Here is a 17,608-nt window from a genome sequence, read left to right as displayed (position 1 = left end):
GCAATATGTGGTTGGAAACAAGGCCGCTGACCGCGAGGCGCGCGGCGGCTCTTTTGTTTACGTCGTCACGAAAGAAGAGGAGCAAGCCATGTTGGCTATTTTGGATTACGAGGCGGGGAACCAGACCAGCGTCCGCAGAGCCCTGGACTTCCTAGGCATCCCCTGCGCGATCACCGCGGAACCAGGCGCGTTGCTGCAAGCGGACGGGGTGATTTTCCCCGGGGTGGGCGCGGCCGGACAGGCCATGACCGAACTCGGCGACAAGGGGCTGGACGCCGTGCTCAGGGAAGTGGTCCACACGGGCAAGCCGCTTCTGGGCATCTGCGTGGGCTGTCAGATTCTGCTGGACTACAGCCAGGAAAACGATACCAAAACCCTGTCCATCCTGCCCGGGGAGTGCCGCCGGTTCGACCCGACCTGGAAGGACGAGGACGGACGGAATCTGATCATCCCGCACATGGGCTGGAACGGTCTGCGCCGTAAGCAAGAGTGCGTCCTGCTGAACAATGTCCCCGACGAAGCGGAATTCTATTTCGTGCACAGCTACTTCCCCGCACCGTCGCCGGAGCTGGTCCTGGCCACGACCTTCTACGGGCAAGAGTTTGCCTCGCTTTTCGGTCGGCCCGGACTCTGGGCCACCCAGTTCCATCCGGAAAAGAGTGGTCGCCCCGGCCTGACCCTGCTCGCCAACTTTCATGCCTACTGCAAGGAGGCGGCCCATGCTCAGTAAGCGAATCATTCCCTGCCTGGACGTTCGGGACGGGCGGCTGACCAAGGGCGTGAAGTTCAAGGGCAACGTGGATATCGGCGACCCGGTGGATATGGCCAAGTTCTACTCCGACGAAGGGGCGGACGAACTGGTTTTCTACGACATCACGGCGTCCAGCGAGGGCCGCGGCATCATGCTCCGGGTGGTGGAGGAAGTGGCCTCCAAGACGTTCATTCCCTTTTCAGTGGGCGGCGGCATCCGCAACGTCGCGGACATGCGGGCCGTGCTCCTGGCTGGCGCGGAAAAGATCTCCGTCAATTCCGCGGCGGTGCGCGCTCCGGAGATCATCTCCCAGGGCGCGACGGCCTTTGGCTCGCAGTGCGTGGTGGTGGGCATGGACGTGCTCAAGGTGGCCGTCACCCCGGAGATCCCTTCCGGTTACGAGGTAGTGATCCACGGCGGGCGGACGCCCACGGGGATGGACGCCCTGGCCTGGGCCAAGCGGGTCCAGGAACTGGGCGCGGGAGAAATCTGCCTCAACTCCATCGACGCCGATGGGACCAAGGAAGGATATGAACTGACCCTGACCCGGCTGATTGCCGACTCCGTGTCCATCCCGGTGATCGCCTCCGGCGGAGCGGGCAAACCCGAGCACATGGCCGACGCCTTGACCCAGGGCCTGGCCTCCGCCGCCCTGATCGCATCCATCGTGCACTACGGCGAATATACGATCCGGGGCATCAAGGACATCCTGGCAAACCAGGGGATCAAAGTCCGCCAGGTTTGGTGAGAGCACGCCCCGGCTGTTTAAAAAAAAGCGTATCTACTCAGCACATTTTGTATCCGCTCTTGCTCCGACAATCGGGGTCGGTATCGGAGTCGGAATCGGAACAGGAAGAATTTGAACGCTTCCCAGCGTTTTCGATTCCGATCCCGATACCGACGCCGACCCCGGCAACAGCATTACTCTGTGCTGAGTCGTTACAAAAAAGCCGCCAAAAACAAAAAAGCTCAAACCCGAAGCGCTGTTCATCAAGCGCCAGGGTTTGAGCTTTTATTTTGTGGCATGCGGTCAGCGAAGATTTTTTACCGACCCGCTCGCCATGCTGAAAGAGCTTTATCCGGCAGTCCGTTCAAAAAAAACAAGTGCACGGAGCAAAAAAAAGCTCAAGACCGAAGCGTATTTGTCATACGCGAGGGTTTGAGCTTTTTGCGGCGACGCCACAATTGGGTGTTTTTCAACGGACTGCTAGTCGAGATCGTCGTCCGGTATGGCGTCATAGGTCCCGCCCCGGCCTCCGGCCTTGTGGATCAGGCGGCAGGGGCCGATGACGATGTCCTTCTGTACGGCCTTGCACATGTCGTAAATGGTCATGGCGGCCATCTGCACGGCCATCAAGGCCTCCATCTCGGCCCCGGTGCGGTCCGTGCAACGGATTTCCGAGTCGATCACGATCCGTTGCCGCTGGACGTCCACGGCGAATCGCAAATCCACGTAGGACAGATTCAGGCTGTGGCACAAGGGAATCAATTCCGCGGTCTTCTTGGCCGCCATGATCCCGGCGATTTTGGCCGTGGCCAGGACGTCGCCCTTGGGCAGGGCCTTGGCCATAAGCAGATCCAGGGTCTTGGCGGAAAGCACCACCTCGCCCCTGGCCATGGCCAGGCGCTGGGTCTGCTCCTTGGTTCCCACGTCGACCATGGTCAGTTCGCCGTCTTCGGTCAGATGCGAAAATTTGTCGTCCATCGCCGTTATCCTTTGACCGCGTCTTTGGCCTTATTAAAAAACCGTTTGACCTTTTTCATGGGGCGATCCTCCTCCAGGCGGGCGAACTCCCGAAGCAGTTCCTCCTGCTTGCCGGTCAGCTTGGTGGGGGTCTTGACCTGAACCTCCACCAGCAGATCCCCGCGCTGGGTGCTGCCCAGGTGGGGCAGGCCCATGCCTGAAATCTGAAAAACATGCCCGCTCTGGGTGCCCTTGGAAACATCCATGGGCACCGGCTCATCCAGGGTGGGCACCTCGATGCGCGCTCCCAGGGCCGCGTCCACGAAGCTGATTTCCTTCTTGACCACCAGATTCTGCCCCTGACGCCGGAAGACCTTGTCTTCCTCCACATGGACGACCACGTACAGATCGCCCGGCGGTCCGCCGTGCAGACCCGGTTCGCCCTCGCCGCGCAGCCGCAGGCGGCTGCCGTTGTCCACCCCGGCGGGGATCCGGACCTTCAGTTCCCTGGTTTTGCGGGCAATCCCCCGTCCATGGCAGGCCCGGCAAGGAGAGGTGATGATTTCGCCCTGGCCCTGACAAACCGGGCAAGTCACGGCCAGACGGAAAAAACCCTGATTCTGGATCATCTGCCCCTGACCGCCGCAATGCTTGCACGTCTCGGCCCGGGTGCCCGGTGCCGCGCCGGTGCCTTCGCAGTCACCGCAGACTTCATTGCGCGGGATCTGGAGTTCGACCTCCGTCCCCTTGGCCGCGTCGCGAAACGCCAAGCTTAAATTATACCGCAAGTCCGCGCCGGCCTGAGGGCGTGGACCTCGGGAGCCGAATCCGAAAAATTCGCCGAAAATATCGCTGAACGTGGAAAAAATATCCTCGTTGCTCCGGAAGCCCTGGAAACCGGAGTTGTTCAGGCCTTCGTGGCCAAAGCGGTCATAGTGGGCGCGCTTCTGTGGATCGCGCAACACTTCGTAGGCTTCCGCGGCCTCCTTGAATCGGACTTCGGCTTGCGGATCATCCGGGTTGCGGTCCGGATGGTATTTCATGGCCAGACGACGATAGGCCTTCTTGACTTCGTCTTCCGAAGCGTCACGGGCCACGCCGAGAACGTCGTAAAAATCCTTGCGACCGGCCATGATTACTTCGTCAGGCCGACGATGCCGGCTTCCTTAATGTCCTCGGCGGGCAGCACCTTGCCCGCGGCAATTTCACGCAACGCGGTGACGATATCCTTGTTGTCGCTCTCCACAAGCGGATGATACCCCTTGCGGTATTGCTGGACCCGCTTGATGGCCATCTGCACCACGAGAAATCGATTGTCCACCTGCTGCAAGCAGTCTTCCACGGTAATTCTGGCCATACGTCCTCCCCCCGGTAGTAAGCTGTGTACGCCGGTCTTTGAATTCGCAAAACTTTACTTTTTACCAATAAATAAATCCGGCGTCAACGTCCGGCAACACGACCAACCAGCGCCCGCGCCCTTACTCCCCATCCTTCAGATACATCTCCCGCAGGGCGACTTTATTGGTCTTGCCCACGCTGGTCTTGGCAATGGCCTCCACCAGGCGAACCTTGACCAGCACGGCCTCCTTGGGCAGCACGCCTTTGTCCACGAAGCTCTTGACGTGATGGGCGATCCTTTTTTCCGGCGGCGTGGCTCCCTGCTTGGGCACCACCAGGGCCAGGGGCGTTTCTCCCCAGCGCAGGTCCGGCTTGCCGATCACCGCGGCTTCGGCCACGTCCGAGTGACGCAGGATGATGTCCTCCAGTTCCAGGGAGCTGAGCCATTCTCCGCCGACCTTGATCACGTCCTTGGTCCGATCCGTGATGCGCAGGCTGCCCGAGGCGTCGCGGCAGGCCACATCCCCGGTGTTCATCCAACCGTCGGTCCACAGCTTTTCCGAATTGCGGTCATCCTTGAGGTAGGAACGGGTCAGCCACGGTGCCCGCACTTGCAGGGCTCCGGGCGTTTTGTCGTCGTCGGGCGCTTCCCGGTCGGCGTCGTCGACGCGGCGTAGCCGGACCAGGGGCAGGGGGCGTCCGGTGCGGGTGCGCAAGGCGATCTGGCTTTCCTGGTCTTGGAGCAGCTCGGCGTCGGACAGGTGGGTCAGCGTCAGGATGGGGCAGGATTCGGACATGCCGTACCCCGTGAAAACGTCCACGCCCCGGTCCAGGGCGGCCTTGCACACGGCCTTGGGCAAGGCCGCCCCGCCGACGACCACCTGCCAGCCCGACAGATCGTAGCTCGCGCACTTGGGATCGGAAAGCAGCATGTGCAGGATGGTCGGCACGCAGTGGCTGAAGGTGACCTTTTCCGTGCTGATCAGCCGGGCCAGGACCTCGGGAATATACCTGCCCGGATAGACCTGCTTCACCCCGAGCAGGGTCGCCATGTAGGGGATGCCCCAGGCGTGGACGTGGAACATGGGCGTGATGGGCATGTACACGTCTTCGCGGTGGAAACGGCCCTGGGTGGCGTTGGAACTCAGGGCGGTCAGTCCGGCCAAAGTGTGCAGAACCAGTTGTCGATGGCTGAAGAAGACGCCCTTGGGCAGCCCCGTGGTGCCGGTGGTGTAGAAGGTGGTGGCCCGGGTGTCTTCGTCCAAATCCGGGAAGTCGGCCAGCGGTTCGGCGGCGGCCAACAGGGCCTCGTACTCGCCGGACAAGGGCAAGGATGTCCGGGGGGATGCGTCGGTGTCCGTGAGCAGAATATACTCGCGCACGGTGTCCAGCCGCCCTTTGATCTGCTCCAGCAGGGGCAGGAAGTCGGCGTTGACCAGAATGACGTCGTCCTCGGCGTGCCCGATGGTGAAGACCATCTGCTCCGGGGAAAGGCGGATGTTGATGGTGTGCAGCACCGCGCCGATCATCGGCACGGCGTAGTAGCACTCCAGGTAGCGATGGCTGTCGTAGTCCATGACGGCCACGGTGTCCCCGGCCTTCACCCCCCGGGCCAAAAGCATCCCCGCCAACCGGGCCACCCGCTCGCGAAACTGGGCGTAGCTGAAACGCAGGGTTTCGCCGTAGACGATCTCCTGATCCGGGTGATCCTGAAGGGGGGCCTGAAAGAGATTCTTGATCAGCAGTTGCTGTAATGGATGCATGCTTCTTCCTTGGGGTTTTGGGGTTGATTGTTATCAGGGCGCTGACACTGACCCATGACGCGCTCGGTATGCTTGCGTTTTCATGACATTGATGAAATATGGAACTAATCAGAATGATTAAGCATTGCAATCAATTGCCCGCACAGTTGCCATTCATGCTGAATGACAAGATATTCACAATAATATCAGGATGTAACTGCGTATTGACAAAGCCCTTATCCACAGTCCGCCCAAAAACCCCAAGTGCTGGAAGCAAAAAAAAGCTCAATATTGAAGAGTATTTATTCATGCGGAGAGATTGAACTTTTTCCAGCGACGAAGCAATTGGGAGTTTTCAACGGACTGGTAAACTCACTCCGAAAGAGTTCTTATGCGTCAAACAGTCCTGACTCTGACCGCGGCAAGCAGCGGGGAAGCGACGGCCATGGCCGTGGCCGACTTCCACTGCCCTCCGGAAAGTGTCGGAATTACCGTACTCGAGGACGGTCGATTCAGGGCTGAGCTGTTGGATCATGATGCTGATATTCAGGTTGAAATCTCACCGGATAAAATGAAGGCCACCATCGTCGGCTCCATCCCGGCAAAGGGCAAGGGGAGCCCCCTGAACCTGGAAAGTCTGCTGAAAAAACTGACCGAGGCCGGGGTACGCGTTTCCCCGGACCCGGATGTTGCCGCGCGGGTGGTTGAACAACTCTTTATTGGAACTGAAGTTGCCGGGACGGTCATTGCCAAGGGGATTCTTGCCCGGCCGGCCAAGGACGCATCCATCACTCCCCTGGGGGACTGGGATTTCCCGGCTTTCCCCGGGGACGCCATTGCCGGATACGTCCCCGCGCAGCCCAGCGAAGCTGGTCTCCTGGTAACCGGAGAACAGGTCTCTCCTCCCGCAAGCGCCAGAGGGCCGGACATTGAAATTGCCCAGGACGCCGGTTGCAGCCTGGATCGGGACGCTTCCATGGTCATTGCCGAGCAGTATGGGTTGCCAAACATCGAAGACCACAGGGTCAGCGTCCAATCACTGCTTTCCTTTGTTGACAACAACATGGCCATCAAGGCCACGATTTACCACCGCACCTTCAAGGACGAGCCGACAGGGCCCCATCTTTTCCAGCACGCTTTGCAACGGATGCAGGTCAAGGCCCCGCTTCAGGAAGAATCCGTGAGCAGGGCCGCGGCCAAGGCCAAGGAGCGTGGAGCGCCGGTGGAAAACGTCATCCTCTGTTGGGGCAAGCTCCCCAAAGACGGCGTTGACGGTAGCTTCGAACCGACCATGCTTTCCACCCCCGACGCCCTGGGTCTGGAAACCGCCGACGGCAGGATCGACTTCCGTGCACGGGGCGTCGTTCGTGCCGTGAACGAGGGCGACATTCTGGGCCGACTGATCTCCTCGCAACCCGGAGAGCCGGGTATCGACGTGTTCGGAAAACCCGTCTCCGCCAAACAGGGGCGCCCGTTCACCCTGTTGGCCGGAGAAAACGTTCGCTGCTCCGAAGAAGGCAGCGAATACTCCGCCACGGCCTCGGGGATGGTCTTTTTTCAGGGCAACACGCTCAAGGTCACGGAAGTCTTCGAAACCAAGAGCGACGTCAACCTGGAAGTGGGCAACATCAAGTTGGAACGGGGTTCGGTCAACATCCGCGGTTCCGTGTTGTCCGGCTTTTGCGTGGAAGCGCCGGGCAACGTGGTGGTCAAGGATGTGGTCGAGAACGCCGTGATTATTGCCGGCGGCGAGGTTCAGGTGGGGTGCGGCATTATCATGGACCAGGGAGGGAAGGTGGAGGCCGGGGGCGGCATATCCGCGCTGTATGCCCAAAACGCGGTGCTCCTGGCCCAAGGTGACGTGAACATCGCCCACGAGATCAACAATTGCAAAGTTACCGCCAAACGAAACATCATCGCCACCAGAGGAAGAGGCAAGATCATCGGCGGCATTCTCCGGTGCGGAGAAGGAGTCCTGGCCAAGGAAATCGGCTCGCCCGCGGGAGTGGAGACCCAGATTTATCTGGGGGCGAACCGCGTGACGGAAGTCAACATGGAGCGCAAAAAGGAACTGGAGGAGACTCTGCAAAAAATCTACACTTCCCTGGGCTCCGGAGACATCAAAAGCATCCTGGAAAGAGCTCCGTCACACAAACGCCAAATCGTGGCCGAGGTGCTCAAGGCCAGGGTGCGTTGTGAACAGGAGCTTTCTGAGATCGAACAACAAATCCGCGAGGAGCGGGAGAATTTCCGGACAGATATGAACCTGCGGGTCAAGGCGCAGAATATTATCCACCCGGATGTCGTCATCCTCTGCTTCACGGCGAGCTACAAGGTCACCACCCCTCTGGCCGGCCCCACCATCTACTATGATTCTCAGCAGAATCGACTTGTTCTTGCATAGCAGCAGAGTGGAATGCGTACTTGCGCCCTCGTCACGACGATCATACCCACTGACTGCTCAAATAATCCGGTCCGCTGCCTGGGAAAGAGGTAACTTCTCAAATAATTGTGGCAAGCATGACCTGGATGCCCGCTCCCCGTCTGCACGAGGACAGGCTTCGCGGGCATGACGAGCTTGGGAGAACATGCCATTTCAGTCATTCCCGCGCAGGCGGGAATCCAGGGCAGAAACAATTTCAGAGTTTGCCCGGCCTTTTTGAGCAATTACGGAAAGGGGTTTTCTCAGGCGATGGACCGGCATTCTTTTTCAGGCTTTTCCTGCGTCTTCAAGGGATGGGCGAATGAAAAGCTGGTTCCCGCCCCTTCCCTGGAAGTAAAGAAAACCCTGCCCCCCAGAACCGTCTCCCCGAACAGTTTCATCGAATACGTTCCAATGCCCCTGCCGGATTGATTTTTCGTGCTGAAACTGCGCTGAAAGATGCGCAAGGCGACTTCCGGAGGAATCACCGCCGCGTTCCAGACGGAAAACACGACGGCCTCGGGTTGCTGCTCCAGCGACACGCCCACCTCGCCCCCTTCTTCGGTCGCCTCCAGAGCATTGACGATCATGTTCAGCAATATCCGGTACAGCGCCGCGCCGTCGGTTCTGAGCAGAATCCGCGGCAGGGTCTCGGGAAATCGCAGCACCCTGTCCCGAGCCGCCTCATGGCTCTGGAAGAAGCCGCGCAACTCGGCAAAGAGTCGCCCAAGATCGCACTCCGCCCACCTCGGGACATAGGAGCAGGCCCCGGATTCGAACAGCGCCTTTTGCAGGGCGATCTCCCCGGCCAACCGGACCGAAGATTGATGGATGATTTCGCTGAGCGGGGAAGGGCTTTTCATCCGCAGCAGTTCCCCGGACTGGACGAGCATGGTCAGCATGTTGCTGACGTCGTGAAAAAACGTCCTGGTAAGCGCGGCCTGCTGTTCCTGGACCGTGACGTCCTGGAGAAAGAGCAGAATGTACACCTTGGAATTGATGCGGATCGGGTTGGCCCGAACCTGGAGCAGCAATTGGACCGGCTCCCCCCCTTTTTGAGCCGCCAAGGCGCACTTCCTCTCAATGGGGATTTCCTGCTCCAGACAGGCGACAATGGCTATCGCCGCGCCGCAGGAGGAGCAGTACCTGCCGGTTCCGCAGCCGCCGGGACCGTCGTCGGCATGCAGGCAGTCCAGCGCCTCACCGGGGCGCAGGCCAAGGGCCGTCTCCGGATCATCGATGCCCAGCAGCTTGAGAAAAGCGGAGTTGATGGAGACGATCTGGCGGTGGCTGTTGAGTATCGCAATCAGGCCGCCGATATTCGTCAACAACCCGGTCATCACCGGGTTGTTGCTGACGATCTCAATATCCAGCCGCAGTTCATCGCCCCCCGCCCGCCCAGGCGCGGTGAAATACGTTTCCTCATCATTTATGATTTTCTTCTCGATCATCATGATTGCCTTGGATATCACTGCAAGTGGTCCGACATTTTCCGGCCGCTGAACAGGCTGGGTATGAAAGAGTTCATTCTTTCGCCGTATACCGACCAGCTTCCGCGAAAAAGGTTATATCCGAATATCCCGCATGAATCTTTCCTGAATGCAAAACGCCTTCGGGAATAGAGTAGATATCGCCTTTACCGAATTGCTGCTTTACACCGTCGATGGTCAATTCGATGACACCGCTCAAAACAAAACCAACCTGCGCCGCATGTGCATGTTCCGGCAGATCAGCATCCTTTTCAAACTGCATGAATATCAATTGGTGATCAGCGGCTTGGGATAAATACGCCTTGATGCCATCGATCGGTATATCAGCTTCTGGCAAAGCTTTGATTGGAGGGGGGAAAATGTTTTCCAATTCTCAATCTCCTTCTATACAGAGTTCAGCCGCGCGTTGCATGCGCTTCGGCTGGACCAACCAAGCCTTGCGCCGCAGCTTGTATAAGATGATATTACTAATAATCTTCTCGCTTTCTTTCATACCATTCATCGAATTCTTCTCGGAGTCGTTCATCATCATGTTCTACCCAGTAATCACCATATATTTTATAAGCATAACTTTCATATGCAGTTTCATATTCTCTTTCAGAATCAGCTATTTGATGGCAACGACGACATAATACTTCAACATCATTGAGGCGTTCGTGATAAAGTGATGAGTCGTAATCAAGGTGGTGAACCTCTAGCCTCCCCGTTATTCCACATTTCTGACATTTGTATCCCGCTGCTTTTAATGCATAAATCCTTTTATTTTTCCACTCATCAGATTTGATATATTTGTTATAGCCCATTGGAGGGCTTTTTGGACCAAGATAAGGATTAAAGACGCGCTTTTTAGTTTCTGTAACATTTTCTTCTTTATTATCACCAAAAAGTTTTAGCTGTTTCATTGATTCTCTCCCAACGGGCTGCTCAAGGGTGCTTTTTGCCGTCCCTACAGCAGCGATGGATGCCTATAATTCACCAATCTTAGCAAAGCCCTCGGATACAGTTGATGCAACGACGCATGAAAAATCGTTTAACAGCCCCAAATATCGTTGGATTACAAGTATTTTGAGTGGCTTTTCAGTTAAAAACAGATTGCAATATCCTAAAGCTGCTTTCACCGAGTTCTTCAGCGCGGAGTTTCGCTTGCTCGGCAAACAACTGGCTCATGCCCATGCCGATGACGCCGTGTTCGCGTGCCCAGGTGCACAGCATCTCCCCCGAACCGCTGCCGAGATCGAGCACTCGGGTCCCCGCTTCCAGACGCAGCGCGGCACCGAGTGTGGCGAGCTTTTCGGGTGAGATCGGGTTGTGGATTCGGTGAGCACTTTCAGTGATGTTGAATATTCGTGGGATGTCCATTGTGAAAATTTCCTTACGGGTGTGAATAGAGCGGAATTGCCGTCCGGTGCAGCGTCTTGTTGGCAGTTTATTTCAATTCAACACCCAAGAACTTGCCCATCGCACGAAGAACAATCTCTGGCGACTCGTCAAACGCCACATGTTCGGCAAAAGGTACGTTCATGAAGTTCACCTTGTTATTCATGGCCTTTAATCGTGCCATGCTTTCCAAATTGGTAAGGAAGTCATTATCCCCTCGAATCACCAACATGTCTGCGGCAATATCTCGCATAGTGCCTTCTGGATGTCCATCCGCAGACAGGTCTGTCCACATGGCGACAACGCTCTTGGAGAACACATCGAAATCCGGTTTGGGATTCAAGCGCATATAGGTGTCATAGCTTGCTGGAAACATCTCTTTCCATGCCTCGCCAGTCATCCCGGATATCATCTCCCAGCAGGGCTCTTTCTCGTTCATCTCCCAGCTTGCACCCACCGTTACTAATCTCTGGAGCTTCGGGTCGCTCGCTGCCGCATAACGATACGCAACGACGCCGCCGTCGCTGAATCCAAATATGCTGAATGCCCGAAGATCAAGCGCATTGATTACCGCATTGAGATCATCCGTCATGGTCTTGTAGGAAAGCTTGGTGCTTCCCAAGTTTGACCGTCCGTGTCCTCGGCTGTCGATCCCGATCAATCTGAAGTGACGAGAAAGAGTTGGCGCAATAGTGTTGAAATCCTCAATGGTTCCGAACCCCCCATGCAGCATGAGCAAGACGGGACCATCAGATATCCCGATTTCCTCGACGTATATCTTGGCGTCGCCACTCGCGACGAGGCGTCCTGTTGTATGGCTAAACTTTGTGTAACTGTTCATTTCGGCATTCTCCTTGTGCGCGATGCTTGCGCATCCGAATAATATACGTACGCATACTCCCATCAATGCTTGTGCGTAACGTTTTGGGTGGTCATTCCTTTTACTCCTACCAACAGTGCTCTTATCCTGACTTCGCAAAAAGACCACTTCTTTCCATCTGGGTTGATCAATACGTTTTCCGGATGGTGGGCCGGGGAAGGAACGCCTTGATGCTTTCGGGCGTAGGGCATTTACTTGAGTGGCCGTAGTTCAAGCGGGAGGCGTTTGCAAGCATGTCCCGCAAAAGCGTGTTACAGGCCAAAGGAGCCGTGCCGCTCGACTTGCAGCAAGCCTCGGGCAGGGTGACGAGGGGATTACGGCGGGGAGAATTGATGATCGCGGTTCTGGGTTTGACAGCCCTGGTCAGTGATGCTAGCCAATACATATATCAATAACGAGCTACGCATATAGGTATAAAACATGAGTGAGACAACCCTTCTCAGGGCGCTCAGGGTGATTGACGAAATATCCAAACATCCTGATGGGCTTGGCTTCTCGGCTCTGCGGAAATTCCTGGGCAACCCCAGCCCGACCACGGTGAATACGATCCTGAAGGAGCTTCTGGGCATGGAGGTCCTGCAAAAGACCTCCGGAAAAACATACGTCCTGGGTACCAGGACCTATTTCTGGGGCAAGGCCGCGGCCAGAACCAACGATCCCATGCGGATCGTCAGGGCGCGTATGCGCCGGCTTCATGAAGAATTCCAGGCATCCGTGAATCTGTTCACCTGCTCGCAAGGCAATTTATTCTGTCTGGAAAGCTTCGTGGCCCCCCAGTCGCCTTCCATGTGGCCTGCGGGGCAGAGTCTGGCCTTGAGCCTGCCCGTGGTGGGCTCGGTGTTTTTCTATGATCCCGTGCAACTCCAGGACGAAGGATTGTTGCAACAAGAGCTTGCGGCGCATGGTGAAGAGATTTCCCTGGACGACGTGAAGAAAATGATCCGGGAAGCTCTGCAAACGCGGATGCAGGATGACGGTGGTCTGTTTTATCCGGGAATGCGGCGTTTTGCCGTTCCCATACGGGACCGGGAACGAACCGTTCTGGTTCTGGGACTTGGGGTGCTCGAGGCGCGTCTCAACAGGAGCGACATCCGCGACAGGATCATCTCCAGAATGGAAGAAGCAAGGGAAAGTCTGGAACAGACATTCAACAACCAATATTCGGAAAAGGAACTGTAATGGCTGAAAGAAGACCGAACATCCTGATTATCCAGGCGGACCAGCTGGCCGCACCGGCCTTGCCCTGCTATGGACATCCGGTCACCAAGGCGCCGTACATCGATTCATTGGCCGAGGACGGCGTGATATTCGACAATGCCTACTGCAACAACCCGCTCTGCGCCCCTTCGCGGTTCTCCATGCTGTCCGGACAACATACCTCGAAGATAGGGGCCTATGACAACGGGGCGGAATTTCCGGCGGACATTCCGACATTTGCCCACTATCTCAGGGCAAACGGATACAGGACCACCTTGTGCGGAAAGATGCATTTCGTGGGCGCGGACCAGTTGCACGGGTTCGAGGAACGCCTGACCACGGACGTCTACCCGGCCGACCACGGCTGGGCTCCGGACTGGGAAAGGCCGGACCATCGCTTTGACTGGTGGTATCACAACATGGACAGCGTCTATCAGGCCGGGCCCTGTGAGCGGACCAACCAGATCGATTTCGACGACGAGGTCGGTTTTCTGGCTGAACGACACATTTACGACCTGGCCAGGGCCAAGGAAAAAGCCAAGGACGGGAACGGGGACGACCGCCCATTCTGCCTGACGGTGTCCTTTACCCACCCCCACGATCCGTATGCCTGCCCCAAGGAGCACTGGGACCGCTATGAACACGAAAAGATCGATCCGCCCCGGGTCGGGCATATCGCGTATGACCGGTGCGACCCGCACAGCCGGAGGCTGCGCCAGGCCTGCAAAATGGGCACGGGGGAGATAGACGGGCAAGATGTCCGCAATGCCAGACACGCCTACTACGGCCAGATCAGCTACGTCGACGACAAGATCGGACGCATCCTGAAGGCCTTGGACCATGCGGGGCTCCGGGATAACACCGTGATCATCTTTACGGCTGACCACGGCGACATGCTGGGCGAGCGGGGGCTCTGGTACAAGATGTCCTTTCATGAATGGTCGGCCAGGGTGCCCCTCATCGTGTCCGGCCCTGATTTTTTCCAACCACGGAGGATCGCCGCTCCCGTTTCCCTGGTCGATCTTCTACCGACCCTGCTGGAATTGTCCGCTGACCCTCATGTGCAAAATCCGGCGGACGGACTGGACGGCAAAAGCCTGATGCCCTTGCTCCGGGGTGAAACGAGCGATTTCGAAAGACCGGTCATTTCGGAGTACCTGGGCGAAGGCGCCATCGCGCCCATGATCATGGTCAGGAAGGGCAGATACAAATATATCCACTGTCCCGCTGATCCCGCGCTGCTCTTTGATCTTGAGACGGACCCCGACGAACTTGAGAATCTTGCCTCCAAAAGCGGATACCACGACACGTGTCTGGAGTTCGAAACCATCGTCTCCCAACACCAGGACCTGAATGCGCTGCACGACCGAATCCTGAAAAGTCAGAAACGAAGAAGACTCGTCTTCAAGGCGCACATGACCGGGAAGCATACGTCGTGGGATTTTCAGCCCACCCAGGACGCATCTCAGAAATACATGCGCAATCACCTTGATCTCAACGTTGTGGAACGGTGCGCCAGGATTGCTTCACGAACATGAACAGCCCGCACGCAAACCCGGTTCCCGAAATCTGATGCGCGCTTTTTCCTTGCTGGTGAAACCGGCTTCCGCCGATTGCAACCTCAAGTGCACGTATTGCTTTTATCTGGACAAAAAAAAGCTCTACCCGAAAGACCAAAGACCCCGCATGTCTGACGCAACGCTTCAACGCATGCTGGAACGGTATTTTGCAACCAGCCAGCAGGTCTACTCACTGACCTGGCAGGGAGGGGAGCCGGCCCTGATGGGCGAGGAGTTTTTCAAGCGGGTCACGGATCTGCAGAAAAAAACAGCCCGCAAGGGTTCGCGAATCGTCAACTGCATCCAGACCAACGCCACCCTGATCACCCCGGAAATGGCCGCTCACATGGGCAAGTACAGATTTCTCGCCGGATGCAGCATGGACGGCCCCGCTACCGTGCATGACGCCTTCCGCAAAACGCCGCGGGGCGGGCCCACCCATGAAAAGGTTGTTAAGGGGGTCAGGATGTTCAGGAAGCACGGCGTGCCGGTAAACGCGGTCTGCCTGGTTTCCTCGGCCAATGCGCACCATCCGGAGGCGGTGTACGACCATCTGACGAGCCAGGGGTTCAGGCATATCCAGTTTATTCCTTGTTTGCGGCAAGATTCCTGGAGCGACGGGCCCGACCCCGGCCTGACCGGGGCCGAATGGGGAGAATTCCTGCTCCGAATTTTTGAAAAATGGCTCACGAGCGACATGGGCACGGTCAGCATCCGCAACTTCGAATCAATTCTGGCTCAACTGGTCATGGGCAAGGCGGCGGAATGCCGCATGGCGGACCGTTGTGATCAGTACCTGGTCGTCGAATATAATGGCGACGTCTATCCCTGTGATTTTTTTGTCCAACCTGGGCACAAACTGGGCAATGTCCATGACGACTCCTTTGAGGAGGTTCTTGGCTCCGCGGGGTATCTGAAGTTTTCCGACCAGAAATCGGCCTGGGCTCCGGAATGCCACCGCTGCTCCTTTCTTCAACTCTGCAAAGGCGATTGCCCCGCATTCCGCCTGACAAAAAACAACCACGCAAGCGTCCTGTGCGAGGGATGGAAGTATTTTTACGAAAAAACACTCCCTCGCTTTATGAGCATCGCCCGCGACATTTCCGGGCGACCGGTCCCGACCGGCTCTCTTTCCTGAATCGCAACCTAGGAGGAAGCATGAAGAAATCAACCACCATCGCGTGCCTGGCCATCATTCTCTTTTTGAGTTGGGGATCCGTCTCCCTGGCCCAAGACCCCATTCGGTTCGGCGTACCGCCCTGGCCCGGCGTGGAGGTCAAAACCGAAATCTCGGCTCAACTTCTGAAAGCATTGGGGTATGCGACGGAACAGATCCAGATCGGTCCTCCCGTGGTGTACAGGGGCATGGAAAACGGCGACGTGGACGTGTTTCTGGGAGCCTGGACCCCGCAGCAAAATCCACTGCTGAGCCCCTTGCTTGAAAAAGGAACCGTGGAAATCGTCCAGACCAATCTGAACGACGCCTTGATCAGTTTATGCGTGCCCGCTTACGTGGCGGAACAAGGAGTCCGGAGCTTCGCCGACCTTGCCGCCCATGGCGACAAGTTCAATCGCCACATCTACAATATTGAAGTCGGATCGCCCATGCACACGGCCATGGAGGAAATCATCGCCAATAACGTGGCGGGGCTCGGCGACTGGGATCAGACGGGAACCACGACTCCCATCATGCTGGCGGAGGTCATGCGACTGATCGACAACGGCCAATGGGTCGCGTTCGCCTGCTGGAAGCCGCACTGGATGAATATCAGAATTGACATGGAATACCTGGAGCCTGTTGACGGCACGGAAAGCTTCGCGAGCGCGTCGCTGATCCATACGGTCGTCCGCGACGGGTTTGAAGCGCAATACCCTGACGCGTATCAGTTTCTCCGGAAAATGACGGTCACATCCGAGACGCAAAGCCTCTGGATCAACGCATACGGACAGGAAGGCCGGCCCGTCGCCGAAGTGGCCGGAACCTGGATTAAAAACAACATGGACATTGTTTCGGGCTGGTTCGCGGGCGTCTCAACCCCGGACGGCACTCCAGCCATGGAGTTGATTCAAAATACGTTCAACTAGCCGCCAAATCGGTTGCTCTCGACGCGGCTTTCGCGGCGAGGGCAACCGGATGGCCGCGGTCAGTCCCGACATCAATCGGAAGGCGGCCTTGCGGCTCGGGATGTTATGCTCAGCGCGGTCACGGTGGCCAATATCAGCCCCATACCCAAGATTTGCGGACCAGCCAGAGTCTGGTTCAAAATCAGGACGCCGAACAGCGACGCGGTGACCGGCTCAACCGTGGCCACGATTGAGGCCACGGCCGGCGCCGTATGCCTCAGACCGATGATATAGAGAACAAACGACAATCCCGCGCCGAGCACGCCCAGGCCCACGAACAGCGGCCAATCCGGAGTGCTCAGAACGGCAACGGTCTGGTCGGCATCTCCCGGCCGGATCAGGATGACGGCAAGGACCGCGAAGGCAATGGAGAGAATCGCCTGCGGGCTGCCATGGGGCGCGGCGTACTTGAATCCAAAAATAAAGATTGCGTAGGACAGCCCGGAAAGCAGCCCGGCGCCCACGCCAATGGCCGTGACGCCGCTTGCGCCGATGTCGTAAATCCCCGTGAGCAACACGATGCCGAGCATCACCATCGCGATGGCGGCCCATTTCAGCGGGGTGGGCTTTTCCAGCTTCAAGACGAACGACACAAGGTACACGAACACCGGCGCGCAGTACATCAACGTCGCCGCAACCGCGACGCTGCCCTGGCCGATGCTCACGAAATAAAACGAGAAGTTGCCTGCTACGCCGAGACCGGCGATCACGGACCAGAACCATAACCGCCGATCCGTCAACCCGCTGCCCTGTGGGCGCAGCATGAGCCAGACGAGGACGCACAGCAGCCCGATCAGGCCCCGGTAGAATGAAACGACGAACGCATCCCAGCCGTCGGCCATGAGAATCCCGCCGATCCCGCCGGACAACCCCCAGAAAAGAGCCGCCAGCGCCACGAAAACCGTACTCGCGCCCGCCATATAACCTTGATTTTGATAATGAAATAAAGATTTCGCCGCGACGAGTGTCGCAGTCGAGGAGTTATCTGAGTGTTGAAAAAGTCCTTATCCGGCAGTCCGTTCAAAAACCCCAAGTGCAAGGAGC

Annotated in this window: 16 protein-coding genes and 1 pseudogene; 7 read left to right on the top strand and 10 right to left on the bottom strand. The window is 57.4% G+C overall.

What is annotated here, in order from left to right:
- Window positions 1-88: 88 nt before the first annotated feature.
- Both hisH and hisF read left to right on the top strand, forming a co-directional pair.
- The gene (gene hisH, locus DESLA_RS0114950) at window positions 89-730 is read left to right on the top strand and encodes an imidazole glycerol phosphate synthase subunit HisH (RefSeq protein ID WP_028573083.1); all 642 of its coding nucleotides are present in this window, start codon (window positions 89-91) and stop codon (window positions 728-730) included.
- Complete coding sequence (hisF, locus tag DESLA_RS0114945) at window positions 720-1,499, top strand: imidazole glycerol phosphate synthase subunit HisF (RefSeq protein WP_028573082.1); 780 nt, start codon at window positions 720-722, stop codon at window positions 1,497-1,499. The genes hisH and hisF overlap by 11 nt, the downstream gene beginning before the upstream one ends.
- 459 nt (window positions 1,500-1,958) lie before the next feature.
- On the opposite strand, the gene moaC is transcribed toward hisF, so the two are convergent.
- The 4 genes from moaC to DESLA_RS0114925 form a co-directional block, all read right to left on the bottom strand.
- On the bottom strand, window positions 1,959-2,456 hold the full coding sequence (gene moaC / locus DESLA_RS0114940) for a cyclic pyranopterin monophosphate synthase MoaC (protein WP_028573081.1): 498 nt from the start codon (window positions 2,454-2,456) through the stop codon (window positions 1,959-1,961).
- Window positions 2,457-2,461: 5 nt separating this feature from the next.
- On the bottom strand, window positions 2,462-3,568 hold the full coding sequence (gene dnaJ / locus DESLA_RS0114935) for a molecular chaperone DnaJ (protein ID WP_028573080.1): 1,107 nt from the start codon (window positions 3,566-3,568) through the stop codon (window positions 2,462-2,464).
- Between the two features lie 2 nt (window positions 3,569-3,570).
- Window positions 3,571-3,792 carry a DNA-directed RNA polymerase subunit omega gene (rpoZ, locus tag DESLA_RS0114930; protein WP_028573079.1) on the bottom strand — a complete coding sequence of 74 codons (222 nt, stop codon included), beginning with the start codon at window positions 3,790-3,792 and terminating at the stop codon, window positions 3,571-3,573.
- Between the two features lie 121 nt (window positions 3,793-3,913).
- Entirely contained in the window at window positions 3,914-5,536 is a 1,623-nt protein-coding gene (locus DESLA_RS0114925) for a fatty acid--CoA ligase (RefSeq protein WP_028573078.1), read from the bottom strand.
- A gap of 370 nt (window positions 5,537-5,906) precedes the next feature.
- Here DESLA_RS0114925 and DESLA_RS0114920 point away from each other — a divergent pair, with 370 nt between their 5' ends.
- The gene (locus DESLA_RS0114920) at window positions 5,907-7,919 is read left to right on the top strand and encodes a FapA family protein (protein WP_028573077.1); all 2,013 of its coding nucleotides are present in this window, start codon (window positions 5,907-5,909) and stop codon (window positions 7,917-7,919) included.
- Window positions 7,920-8,200: 281 nt separating this feature from the next.
- Here the strand turns inward: DESLA_RS0114920 and DESLA_RS20800 are convergent, their stop codons facing one another.
- The 5 genes and pseudogenes from DESLA_RS20800 to DESLA_RS20795 form a co-directional block, all read right to left on the bottom strand.
- On the bottom strand, window positions 8,201-9,391 hold the full coding sequence (locus DESLA_RS20800) for a sensor histidine kinase (RefSeq protein ID WP_084032108.1): 1,191 nt from the start codon (window positions 9,389-9,391) through the stop codon (window positions 8,201-8,203).
- A 70-nt stretch (window positions 9,392-9,461) separates the two neighbouring features.
- On the bottom strand, window positions 9,462-9,797 hold the full coding sequence (locus tag DESLA_RS0114910; RefSeq protein ID WP_028573076.1) for a cupin domain-containing protein: 336 nt from the start codon (window positions 9,795-9,797) through the stop codon (window positions 9,462-9,464).
- A 97-nt stretch (window positions 9,798-9,894) separates the two neighbouring features.
- Window positions 9,895-10,329: an HNH endonuclease gene (locus tag DESLA_RS23010; RefSeq protein WP_156932986.1), complete on the bottom strand. Its 435-nt coding sequence runs from the start codon at window positions 10,327-10,329 to the stop codon at window positions 9,895-9,897.
- 214 nt (window positions 10,330-10,543) lie between these two features.
- Window positions 10,544-10,786 (bottom strand): annotated as a pseudogene (locus tag DESLA_RS0114900) (SAM-dependent methyltransferase); the annotation flags it as partial.
- Between the two features lie 67 nt (window positions 10,787-10,853).
- Window positions 10,854-11,645: an alpha/beta fold hydrolase gene (locus DESLA_RS20795; protein ID WP_035261906.1), complete on the bottom strand. Its 792-nt coding sequence runs from the start codon at window positions 11,643-11,645 to the stop codon at window positions 10,854-10,856.
- Between the two features lie 459 nt (window positions 11,646-12,104).
- Between DESLA_RS20795 and DESLA_RS20790 the strand changes: the two genes are divergently transcribed.
- Genes DESLA_RS20790 through DESLA_RS0114870 form a run of 4 tightly spaced genes read left to right on the top strand, consistent with a single transcriptional unit; the run spans window position 12,105 to window position 16,525 of the window.
- Complete coding sequence (locus DESLA_RS20790) at window positions 12,105-12,863, top strand: IclR family transcriptional regulator (protein ID WP_051434732.1); 759 nt, start codon at window positions 12,105-12,107, stop codon at window positions 12,861-12,863.
- Window positions 12,863-14,419 (top strand): choline-sulfatase, encoded by a 1,557-nt coding sequence (gene betC, locus DESLA_RS0114880; protein ID WP_028573073.1) that lies wholly within the window; start codon window positions 12,863-12,865, stop codon window positions 14,417-14,419. The genes DESLA_RS20790 and betC overlap by 1 nt, the downstream gene beginning before the upstream one ends.
- Window positions 14,420-14,453: 34 nt before the next feature.
- Window positions 14,454-15,578: an anaerobic sulfatase maturase gene (locus tag DESLA_RS0114875; protein WP_028573072.1), complete on the top strand. Its 1,125-nt coding sequence runs from the start codon at window positions 14,454-14,456 to the stop codon at window positions 15,576-15,578.
- Window positions 15,579-15,598: 20 nt separating this feature from the next.
- Window positions 15,599-16,525, top strand: coding sequence for an ABC transporter substrate-binding protein (locus DESLA_RS0114870; RefSeq protein ID WP_028573071.1), 927 nt, complete (start codon window positions 15,599-15,601; stop codon window positions 16,523-16,525).
- 71 nt (window positions 16,526-16,596) lie between these two features.
- On the opposite strand, the gene DESLA_RS0114865 is transcribed toward DESLA_RS0114870, so the two are convergent.
- Entirely contained in the window at window positions 16,597-17,484 is an 888-nt protein-coding gene (locus tag DESLA_RS0114865) for a DMT family transporter (RefSeq protein WP_028573070.1), read from the bottom strand.
- Between the last annotated feature and the right edge of the window lie 124 nt (window positions 17,485-17,608).

It is taken from the genome of Desulfonatronum lacustre DSM 10312 (genome assembly GCF_000519265.1).
GTDB lineage: Bacteria > Desulfobacterota > Desulfovibrionia > Desulfovibrionales > Desulfonatronaceae > Desulfonatronum > Desulfonatronum lacustre.
The sequence above is the reverse complement of the archived record's forward strand: the minus strand, read 5'-3'. Positions and strand labels throughout refer to the sequence as shown.